The 11,379-nt window shown below is 33.1% G+C and carries 8 protein-coding genes; 4 read left to right on the top strand and 4 right to left on the bottom strand.

Translation table 11 applies throughout. From position 1 onward, the window contains the following. Positions 1-115 precede the first annotated feature (115 nt). The 4 genes from GWR14_RS03395 to GWR14_RS03380 form a co-directional block, all read right to left on the bottom strand. The gene (locus GWR14_RS03395; protein ID WP_163407649.1) at positions 116-676 is read right to left on the bottom strand and encodes a helix-turn-helix domain-containing protein; all 561 of its coding nucleotides are present in this window, start codon (positions 674-676) and stop codon (positions 116-118) included. Positions 677-678: 2 nt separating this feature from the next. Further along, positions 679-1,206, bottom strand: a complete 528-nt coding sequence (locus GWR14_RS03390; RefSeq protein WP_163407648.1) for a DUF3347 domain-containing protein — start codon at positions 1,204-1,206, stop codon at positions 679-681. Between the two features lie 97 nt (positions 1,207-1,303). Continuing rightward, positions 1,304-1,663, bottom strand: coding sequence for a hypothetical protein (locus tag GWR14_RS03385; protein ID WP_246236271.1), 360 nt, complete (start codon positions 1,661-1,663; stop codon positions 1,304-1,306). A 71-nt stretch (positions 1,664-1,734) separates the two neighbouring features. After that, positions 1,735-2,568: an AraC family transcriptional regulator gene (locus GWR14_RS03380; RefSeq protein WP_163407647.1), complete on the bottom strand. Its 834-nt coding sequence runs from the start codon at positions 2,566-2,568 to the stop codon at positions 1,735-1,737. Positions 2,569-2,671: 103 nt separating this feature from the next. Here GWR14_RS03380 and GWR14_RS03375 point away from each other — a divergent pair, with 103 nt between their 5' ends. The 4 genes from GWR14_RS03375 to GWR14_RS03360 all read left to right on the top strand — a co-directional run bounded on the left by GWR14_RS03375 (position 2,672) and on the right by GWR14_RS03360 (position 11,352). Next, positions 2,672-3,838: an MFS transporter gene (locus GWR14_RS03375; RefSeq protein WP_163407646.1), complete on the top strand. Its 1,167-nt coding sequence runs from the start codon at positions 2,672-2,674 to the stop codon at positions 3,836-3,838. Between the two features lie 733 nt (positions 3,839-4,571). Next, positions 4,572-7,856 (top strand): SusC/RagA family TonB-linked outer membrane protein, encoded by a 3,285-nt coding sequence (locus GWR14_RS03370; protein WP_163407645.1) that lies wholly within the window; start codon positions 4,572-4,574, stop codon positions 7,854-7,856. Between the two features lie 20 nt (positions 7,857-7,876). Continuing rightward, on the top strand, positions 7,877-9,712 hold the full coding sequence (locus tag GWR14_RS03365) for a RagB/SusD family nutrient uptake outer membrane protein (protein WP_163407644.1): 1,836 nt from the start codon (positions 7,877-7,879) through the stop codon (positions 9,710-9,712). A gap of 38 nt (positions 9,713-9,750) precedes the next feature. Continuing rightward, on the top strand, positions 9,751-11,352 hold the full coding sequence (locus GWR14_RS03360) for a DUF5123 domain-containing protein (RefSeq protein ID WP_163407643.1): 1,602 nt from the start codon (positions 9,751-9,753) through the stop codon (positions 11,350-11,352). Positions 11,353-11,379 lie beyond the last annotated feature (27 nt).

The raw sequence follows: 11,379 nt of genomic DNA, 5'->3' as shown, positions 1-11,379 counted from the left end.
CAGATTTAGCTGATTTAAATTTTAATATTTACAATTAATTTATCTGCTAAATCTGCCAAATCTGCGGGAGAATAAAAAAACTTTGCGTCTCTGCGCCTTTGCGAGAGATTGACTTTTACAAATTCTCTATCTGAATACGTTTATTATCTTTCAATTGTTTGAATGAAGTAGGAGTGTAGCCCGTAATTTTCTTGAATTGATTGCTTAAATGTGCTACGTTGCTGTAGTTGAGAATATCGGCAATTTCGCTAAGAGAAAGTTCATTATAAACCAACAATTCTTTTACTTTTTCGATTTTCTGACTAATGAAATACTTCTCGATAGTCGTATTTTCGATTTCAGAAAATAAGTTGCTCAACGAATTATAATCCTGATTAAGGTTTTCTGCCAGATATTCTGATAGGTTGATTTTTAAATCATTGTTTTTATGATGAACCAAATCGACAATCAGATTTTTTATTTTCTCGACGGTTTTCGTTTTTTTATCATCGATCAAATCAAAACCTAAAGCTTGGAGATTTTCTAATAAAACCTCTTTTTGCGAATCGTTGATTTCGTTCTGTAATTCAACTTCTCCCAATTCAACAGCAATAGTTTGAAGTCCGAGTTTTTCCAACTCAGACTTCACAACCATTTTGCATCGGCCGCACACCATGTTTTTGATGTAGAGCTTCATATTTATTTGATCGTTTCTATGACGTTTCCGCAAGACAGCATCGAAAAACCATAGTACGGATTCTTAACTGCTTTTTCTTTGCTTAGCCAGTCAGCATCAGCCATTGGGCAATATTGTTTGTAGATTGGTTCTGCTGGACTTGACACTTTTATCAAATCGTAAGTGCTTTTAGATAACGATTTGAAAGTCTCACGTTGTTTTTTTAAATCCGTTGTAGCTGAAATACTTTTGGCATCGGCAGTTAATTTTTTAACTACTTTCATCCAAACCGTATGTTCGTTGCTTTTTAATTTGTCCATTTTTACTGCTGTGATTGCAGTTAATAAACTTGCGGCTTTCGCTGAAGTTAATTTGCTATCACTTTTAATAAGTGCATCTTTTACTGTAAAATAAGCATCGTAAACCGATTGTAATTGAGAATCGGCGATTTCAATTGCTGTCAATTCAGAATTATTGTTTTTTGCCTGAATAGTATTGGCGCTAAATAATACTGTAAATACTGTTGCTAAAGCTATGATTGATTTTTTCATCGTATATACTGTTTGGTAAAGGAATTTATTTCCTTTAAAATTAATTAAAAAAGTTGATTTCAAAAAGACCCAATATGGGCTGTTACAAATGCAATAATTATATTTTCGGCGGAAGCCAAATTGAAGTGAAACCCGCAGAAATATTAACCTCAGCGTAATAAGTAAAAGTATTTTTTATAGAAAAATTGAAAACATTTTTCTGTAAATCAAATTCGTTTGAGTTTAAAATGATATTTTGAAATGCTGTTGTATTACAGCCAGAATGACGGCATTTCCCATCACAATTATGTTTTTCTTGTTTTGAAGTTTTCTTTTCACAGCATTTTTTAGAACAGCTGTTTTCTTCATTAGAAGCAATTTCTTTAGAATGTCCAGTATTGCATGCATAAGTATAACTCGGATTCAAAAAGAAGCTAAGAGTTATAAAAAGCATTATTATGTGGATTTTCTTTTTCAAAGAAATTGTTTTTTAGAAATACAAATTTAGTTAAAAAACTTCGAGCAAATCATTATTTAAGATTTCGCTAACTAGAGTTTTTTGAAATCGGTTGGTTTCATGTTTTTTCGTTTTTTGAAATAATTGGTTAAATGACTTTCATCTGTAAAACCAAATTCGTACGCAATTTGTTTAATCGGCAATTGATTGTTGTGAAACCTTTTTTCGATTAAAGTGGTTCGTAAATTATGAATGTATTCGCGATAACTAACGCCAAAAGTCCTTTTGAAATAAGCACTGAAATAGGTGTGAGCAATATTAAAATGCTCTGCAATTACTTTAACCTGAACTAATTTTGGCTGATAAATATTCTGATGAATATAATTCGCAATTTGTTCATTGTCTAAATGTGTCGATTGCATCTGCAGATTCATACAGCGAATAGTTTCTTTAATCAAGCCAAAAATCGAAAGAATCTGATAAAAAACAATTGGAGAAGTGGTAACATCAATATAACGATCGTAGGTTACAATATTTTCGACCGTGTTTTTTAGAATTGTTTTGCAAGGTTCATCAAATTTTAAAACGGTTTCTTTTAAAATTTTATCCCTCATGAAACTTTCGGGAGTATTTACTAGAAATTCATCGCAGGTAAGACTCTGTTTAGAGTTGAAATAATTATCAGTGAATTTGATAAAAATGAAGCGGGTACTTTTCTTGATATCAAAATAGTGTTGGTCGTCTGGTGAAATCACAAATAAGTCTCCTGCTTTATAAACTAATAGATTGTTGTTTAAATGATGAACGCCACTTCCTTTCTTAATATAGATGATTTCGTAATAGGTATGCGTATGTGGAGGAAGATGAAATTTTTCTTCTTCAAATTCATCAAGAACTAACGTTTTAAACTGATTTAATTTAGGCATAACTTAAATTTACAATTTTATATCGTAAATATACAACTTTTTTGATGGTTAACGGTGTTAAATTTGTATCGTAGAAATTAATTTCCTTTCTACTAGAATCAAAATGAAAAAAAGTCTTATTGCCTTGTCTTTAGGAGGCTTAACTATAGGAATAACTGAATTTGTTATGATGGGCCTTTTGCCTGATATTGCTTCAGATATGAAGGTGTCAATTCCCGTTGCTGGATATTTAATTTCATCATATGCTTTGGGTGTTGTTATTGGCGCACCGTTATTAGTAATCTTAGGAAGAAACTTTCCGCCAAAAAAAATGCTTTTGCTATTGGCGTTGATGCTAACCGTTTTTAATACGCTTTCGATAATTGCGCCAAATTATAATTTTTTATTTGCTTCTCGTTTTCTTTCTGGTTTACCACACGGAGCATTCTTTGGAGTAGGAGCGGTAGTTGCAAGCCGTCTGGCAGATAAAGGAAAAGAAGCACAGGCTATTTCTATTATGTTTGCCGGATTAACTATTGCTAACTTAATTGGTGTGCCAATAGGTACTTATATAGGACATCATTTTATTTGGCGTTATACCTTTATATTAATCGCTTTTACGGGTTTGCTTACCTTTATATTTATTTCGTTATGGATGCCAAAATTGGAAAAAGCAGGAAATGTCAATATGAAAACACAATTACAGTTTTTCAAAAAAACAGAAGCCTGGTTAATTATCGGAATCACTGCAATTGGTTTTGGAGGATTATTTGCGTGGATCAGTTATATTGCTCCTTTATTAATTAATATTTCTAATTTTTCGCCAGAAGATGTTTCATATATTTTAATTCTTGCTGGTTTCGGAATGGTTGTCGGGAATTTTGCAGGAGGAAAACTGGCTGATAAATATTCTCCGGCACCTACCATATTAGCTTTGTTACTTATAATGGTAGTTGATCTATTGATGGTTTACTTTTTCTCCTTTAATCAATATGTATCATTGTTTTTGACTTTTTTAACAGGAGCTATTTCTTTTTCAGTAATTGCTCCTATTCAAATGTTGATGATACGTACTGCTAAAGATGCTGAAATGATTGCATCGGCATCACTTCAGGGAAGTTTTAATGTTGGAAATGCTTTGGGAGCTTTTTTAGGAGGGTTGCCTTTGGCTGCTGGTTATGATTTTGCTTCACCGAATCTTGTCGGAGTCGCAATGGCAGTGACCGGAATAATTATTACTTTTGTTTTAATGCAGAAACATAAAGTAAATTTACAGTTGCAGAATATTTAAGAAGAATAAATTTGAAAATAAAAACCTTTAAGCATATTTGTTTAAAGGTTTTTTTATGCAAAAAGATTTATAAAAGGGAGGTATGTTGGTTTAACGAAGTGTAAATTGATACATTTTAGGTTAATCAAAACAGGTCCCTGTTAATTTCTTATTTGCTCTTTTTTTATAAGCGAAACTAACATGGAATGACTAAGTGATAAAAAACTTAATGCTTTGAGGTGCTTTTTGTGAAAAAAAGAGTCAAAACATATCGCTTGTATTCTTTTTACTGAATAAAGGAGTTTTTCTTTTTGGAATAATAACTGGATTTTTCTTCCAAAATTTACAATCATTCTGAATTCGTAAGAAATTGCTTTTTATCCACGTTTTTCTTGGAATTGTTAAAATGATTTAAGAACGTGCAATCGATTGAATTTAATTCAATATTTTAATAAGCTTAAAAAAAATAAAAGTGTATTTGATAATTATCGAGGTAAAAAAATAAATATATGATATTAAAAAAGAGAATAATTTTTTATTCGTAATTTTTTTTGTGATTATTTTATGAAATTTAATTTTTTATATAGATTTTTTTTCTATGTTTGTGTAATCGATTACATGTTGTTTTTTTGTGAAAGAAAAACCGTTTTTTTTTAACATTTTCAATGTTTTTGCAGGATTTTTATTCCAAATAAATAAGCTAATAAAATGTGAACTTTTAAATAAACTATATAAATAAACTAAACAGTAAACTATGAATTTTAAAAAGTTATTTGATCAACGAACAAATTGTTGGTTTGCAATTGTTTTATTTTTGTGTTTGCTTACCAGTAATAAGGTAAGTGCACAGGATTTAACAGTTGAAGGTGTCGTAAAAGATGCATCAGGTTTAACCTTGCCTGGAGTAAATGTATTAGAAAAAGGTTCGAAAAACGGTGTTGCAACTGATTTTGATGGTAAATACAAAATTAAACTATCGAATTCAAAAGCAACTTTGGAGTTTTCATTTATAGGTTTTACAACACAGTCAGTTGCTGTAGCTGGTAAAAAAACGATTAATATTGTTTTAGCTGAGGAAGCAAATGCTTTAAATGAGGTAGTGGTTGTAGGATATGGATCAGTTAAAAAGTCTGATTTAACAGGAGCGGTAGCCAGTATTTCGGGTACGGATTTGAAAAAAGTGCCTGTTCCTAATGTAGCTGAAGCTTTGACAGGTCGTATTGCAGGAGTGCAAGTGACGAGTTCAGAAGGTTCTCCTGATGCGGAAATCAGTATTAGAGTTCGTGGTGGAGGGTCTTTAACGCAATCTGCAGCGCCTCTATATATAGTGGATGGTTTCCCGGTAAATAGTATGAGTGATATTTCGTCTTCTGATATTGAAACACTGACAGTATTGAAAGATGCTTCATCTACAGCTATTTATGGTTCGCGTGGAGCTAATGGTGTAATTTTGATTACAACAAAAAGTGGAAAAGATGGTAAATTAGCGGTTAGTTTTAATGCGTTTTATGGTATGAAAACCAGAGCTAAAGATTTTGATGTTTTACCGGTAGAGGATTATGTAAAGTGGCAATATGAGTACGCTTTGTTAAATCAAGGATCAGGTACAAAAGTAGCTTCTAATCCTACATCATATACGAACTATTTTGGTAATTGGCAGGATTACGATATGTATAAAGGAATGAAAGGGAATGACTGGCAAAAACAAATTTTTGGACGTACAGGGGAGGTTCAAAGCCGTGATTTAGGTATTAGAGGAGGAAATGAGAAGTTGAATTACAATTTTAATTATGCTCACTATGATGAAAAAGCGATTATGTTAGGTTCTGACTATAAGCGTAATAACTTGTCTTTAGCATTAAAGAGTAAAGTGAATGATAAAATTGATTTAACTTATACAATGCGTTATTCTGATACTCAAATTAATGGTGGTGGAGTAAACGAACAAAATGAAAAATCATCAGCTGATTCCCGTTTGAGAAATGCAATTGCTTATGCTCCACTGCCAATCCCAGGAATTTCAACTGATGAAACAAATGAAGATGTTGCCAATAGTTTAGTTAATCCAGTGCTTTCAGTTTGGGATAATGACCGTGAACAATCGCGTAAAAACTTTAATATGTTAGGAAGTTTTTCATGGGAGTTGGTTGATAATTTGAAATTTAAAACTGAATTAGGTTTGGATAATTTTTATTATCAGGATGCTCGTTTTTATGGAACATCAACTTATTATGTTAATAGTTCACCTGATGTTACGGCTCCTTTTAAAGGAATGCCGGCTTTGATAATGACGGATAAAAAAGATAATAGATTTAGAAATGCCAATACTTTAAATTATGATTTTAAAAAATTATTAGGTAAAAATCATCATATAGATTTATTAGTAGGAGAAGAAACTCTCAGAACAACTTCAACAACTTTGACAAATACGCTTCATGGTTTTCCTGATTTTTTTGATTTGGATCTGTCAAGAAAATTAACAACACAATCTGGTACAGTTAATCCAGCTTATGTAGGAACGCCTTCAAATTCTAATCAAGCCCGTTTTGTGGATAATTATTATGCTCCAGATGATAAATTATTGTCTTTTTTCGGTAGAGCAAATTACAATTTTAAAGATCGTTATTTGTTAACAGCTACTTTTCGTGCAGATGGTTCAAGTAAATTTTTAGGAAATAATGTATGGGGATATTTTCCAGCTTTTGCTGCTGCCTGGAAAATTTCAGAAGAGGGATTCTTAAAAGATCAAAGTTGGTTAAGTCAGCTAAAAATCCGTGCTAGTTATGGAGAAGCGGGTAATAATAATATTCCTACTGGGCAAACAGTTCAAAACTTTGAGTCTAAACCTATAACTACAATAAATGGAGTTTCAACTAGTTGGGCTACAAATAGTAAATATATGGCTAACCCTAATTTGAAATGGGAGACTACAGTTACTCAAAATATAGGTTTGGATTTTGGTTTCTTCAATAACCGTCTTAGTGGAACATTAGATTTTTACAATAATAAAACTAGTGATTTGTTAATTGAATTTCCTGTAGCTGGTACGGGTTATGAATACCAATATCGTAATATGGGACAAACTCAGAATACTGGTTTTGAGGCTAGTTTAAATATTGCTGCAATTGAAGCAAAAAACTATGGGTTAAACTTTTCGTTTAACGTAGGGATAAATAAAAACAAAATCAATTCATTAGGTATAATGGGAGATTTTCCATACTCATCAGGTTGGGCATCAAATCAAATTACTAACGATTATATGGTAATGCAAGGTTATGCTTTAGGACAAATGTATGGTTACAGAAATGCTGGTCGTTATGAGGTTTCCGATTTTGATTGGAATGGAACTACATATACTTTAAAAGGTGGTTTAGTTGATAATGGTCCTGTTGGTGCAATGCCAGGTTCGATGAAATTAAAAGATTTGAATGGCGATAATATAATTGATAGTAAAGATCAAGAGATTATTGGTAGTGCACTTCCGAAAAATACAGGGGGTATGGTAATTAATGCAAATGCTTATGGATTTGATTTATCTGCAGCTTTTAACTGGGCTCTTGATTATGATGTTTATAATGCGGATAAAATTGAATTTTCTACAGCCAGTCAAACTAATGGGGAGTATAGAAATTTAAGTACTGTTATGGCTGACGGAAAACGTTGGACTAATTTGAATCCTACTACAGGGGAACTAGTTACAGATCCTACCGCTTTAGCAGCTTTGAATGCAAATACAACTATGTGGTCACCTTATATGGGACGTTTTGTTTTGAGTGACTGGGCTGTAGAAGATGCATCTTTCTTACGTTTAAATACTTTAACCCTGGGTTATACTGCGCCTGAAAGTTTTATCTCTCATTTAGGTTTAACAAAGTTACGTGGCTATTTGACAGCTAGTAACGTATTTGTATGGACAAATTATTCGGGTTCAGATCCTGAAGTTTCAACAAGAAGAAAAACGACTTTGTCACCGGGTGTTGATTCATCAGCATACCCACGTAGCAGGCAGTTGATTTTCGGTCTAAATGTTAATTTCTAATTTTAAAGTAGTACAAAAAAATGAAACATAAAATAATAATTGCAGGATTAGCTTTGGCTACACTTTTTACAGCCTGTCAGGAGTTTGGAGATGATTATTTGGAAGCTCCGGCACAATCTACATTAGATGAATCTGTAATTTTTTCTACTCCGGGGTTAGCAAAAGGAGCTATTGACGGAATTAAGGTGCCTTTTGGAGAAACGAATTCCTATCGTGGTCGTTTTTTACCATTTTATGGGATGAATACAGATGCAGAATGGTACAATAATTCACAATCTGTTTCAGGACAATCTGATTTGTGTACTTACGATGCTAAAATAGATAATAATCAAATGAATACAGCTGATAATGCCTGGGCTTCGATGTATGGAGGTATTGAGCGTGCTAATATCGCTATTAGAGGTCTTCGTCAATATGGAAATCCATCCCCAGGAACAGAAATGGGACAACTTTTGGGTGAGGCATTAACATTGCGTGCTATTTATTATGCTGATCTAATGAGAGCATGGGGTGATGTGCCATATCGTTTTGAACCTATCAACAACGAAACTTTATATCTTCCTAAAACTAATCGTGATATAATTTATAAACAATTGATTGCTGACTTAGGAGAAGCTTCAACCTTGGTGGCTTGGCCTAATGCATCGTCTGAAACTTCTACAGTTGAGCGTATTAATAAAGCTTTTGTAAAGGGTTTAAGAGCACGGTTGGCTTTAGTAGCTTCAGGATATCAACAATATCCTGATGGAATCCGCAGAAGTAATGATCCTGACTTATCTGTTGCTAAAATGTATGCCTTAGCTTTAAATGAAGCACGTTCGGTAATTCAAAGTGGTACAGCGCAGTTAGACTCTACTTTTGAAGGGTTTTGGAGAAATGTAAATCAAGATTATATAACTGCAGGAGGAGAATCACTTTGGGAAATCCCGTTTGCTGAAGGTCGTGGACGTGTATTATATAGTTTTGCAGTTAAAAATCAGTCACCAAATCAATTTCAGTCAAATGGTTCAGGACCAGGTGGTTCAGCTGGGCCTTTACCTACTGTTTTTTATGACTTTGATGAAAAAGATACCCGTAGAGATGTAACTTGTGTGCCTTATCGTTGGGGTACTGCTGTGAATGGTATTGCTAAACAGGAATTGGTAGCTTTGAATACATGGTATTTTGGTAAATATCGTTATGAATGGATGAAACGAAGAGTTACTGCTGCCAGTGATGATGGAGTAAATAAAGTATATATGCGTTATGCTGAAGTATTGTTAATTGCTGCTGAAACAGCAAATGAATTAGAAGGACCAGGTGCAGCTGCGACATATTTGAAGCAGATAAGAGAAAGGGCTTTTGCAGCTGCTGACCGAGCTACTAAAGTGGATGCCTATGTAAATGCATTATCTTCAAAAGAAGCTATGTTTGAAGCTATTGTAAAAGAGCATAAATTTGAGTTTACTGGTGAAATGGAGCGTAAACAAGCTTTAATTCGTTGGAATCTATTAAAAGCTAAATTGGATGAATCGAAAACTAAAATGACTAATTTACGTGATAGAGCTAATGAATATTCAGATGTGCCTGCAACATTATATTATAAATATGTAAAAGATGTGGCTAATGAATCTAAATATGGTGGGTTAGATAATACTACTATTTTATCGATTTATGGATTAAATCGCGGTGAATCTACAAATCCAGGTGCTGATTATTCATCTTTTACATGGAATAATTTGAACGATACTAAAATTAATTCGGTGTATAAAACAGGTGTTAATCCTGATAATCGTCAGTTTTGGCCTATTTGGCAATACTTTATTAGTAACAGTAATGGACAATTGTTAAATGATTATGGTTATCCAAACCAATAATACTTTTGTATGATTATTTAATGTAGAAAAAGAAGATTATGAAAAAAAGAAATATACTCAAAGGAATAATTGCTGCTTCAATGTTAGCTGTACTTGCCGGAAGCTGCGAAAGTTATACAGAAGATCTTATTACTGTATTGGATACTAATCGTGAATTTTCCCCAACTGGTTTCAAGGCTACAGTTCGTAATCGAACTTCTGCTGAGTTAGTTTGGGATACCAATGAATCAGATGATCATTATGTAGTTCAGTTTAGTGCAAATGATGCTGATTTTGGTACTATTTTTAAAGAATTAAATGTTACCGCTGATCAATTACCGATAACTGTAGCTTTAGAAGGAGAAACACTTTATTCAATCAGAGTAAAAGCAGTAAGCAATAGAGGTAAAGAGGATTCAAAGTGGTCAGAGACTACGGCTCAAACTTTAGACGAGCAAATTTTCTTAGCTACCCAGGCTGGTGATATCTTAGGAAAAGAAGCTACTCTTAGATGGATTGCAAACAGTAGTGCTACAAAAATAGTACTTACACCTGCTGATGAGACAAAACCTACAGTTACTCATACTATTACTGCAGGTGAAAAAACGAGTGGCGTTGCAATAGTTACAGGATTAAGCTCGTTGACTAAATATACTGCAGATATATTCAATAATACTTCCAGAAGAGGTTCGCAAGTAATTCAAACAGAGGTTGATCTTTCAGATGGTACAGAGGTTGGTCCAACTGATGATTTGGCAACAATAATAGCTAATGCAGGGGCAAATGATATTTTGATATTAAAGCCTGGAGATTATACATCTCAAGTAAGTACTATTGTGCTTAATAAGCCAATTACTATAAGAGGTTTAAGAAGCTTTGATAAACCAAAATTAAAACTTACTTTTTCTTTGGCTCTTTTCACCACTGGTGTTACAGGTAATATTAATTTAATAGATTTGGATTTAACAGGTTCTCCTGCATCAGCAAGTAATAAAATAGATTTTATAAGGTATTCGGTTAGTGGGAATTATAGTAAGCTTCTTGTTAGTGGGTGTACGATTCATGATTACGAACGTACTTTAATCGGAGCAGGAAGTGGTATTGCGGCTAATATTCCATCAATAATTGTAGAAAATTCTGTCATTACCAATGTTGGAACAGCAGGATCAGGGTCATTTATAGATTTTAGAGCTGCTTTCGCAGATGAAATTATACTTAGAAAGAGTACATTTAATAATTGTGTACCAGGTGCAGCATTCATAAGAGAAGATAATGCCACTACTTTTGGGACTGTTACATCAGATGTAACAATTGATAGTTGTACTTTGTATGGTGTAACTAATACAATTGCAGCTAGTGGTCTTCAAATTATGTATGTTCGTTTTACAACAAACGAAGTTACAGTTAAGAATTCGATTTTTGCTGCAACAATTGCAAGGTTTTCTAATCAATCTACAACAGATTTAGAACCGACATTTGAAAACAATAATTACTTTAATGCTCCTACGCTTAATGATGCGACTGCTGTTGCACCTTTAAAAGCAGATGGTGCGGGAACTGCATTAGATCCGCAATTTGTTAATGCAGCCGGTGGTGATTTCACAGTTAAAAATCAAGTTTTGATTGATAGAAAAGTTGGTGATCCACGTTGGATTAAATAAAAACTTATTTTGTTAATTATAAAAGGC

This window comes from Flavobacterium ajazii, from assembly GCF_010614725.1.
GTDB lineage: Bacteria > Bacteroidota > Bacteroidia > Flavobacteriales > Flavobacteriaceae > Flavobacterium > Flavobacterium ajazii.
Note: the sequence above shows the minus strand (reverse complement) of the source record. Positions and strands in the feature narration are given on the sequence as shown.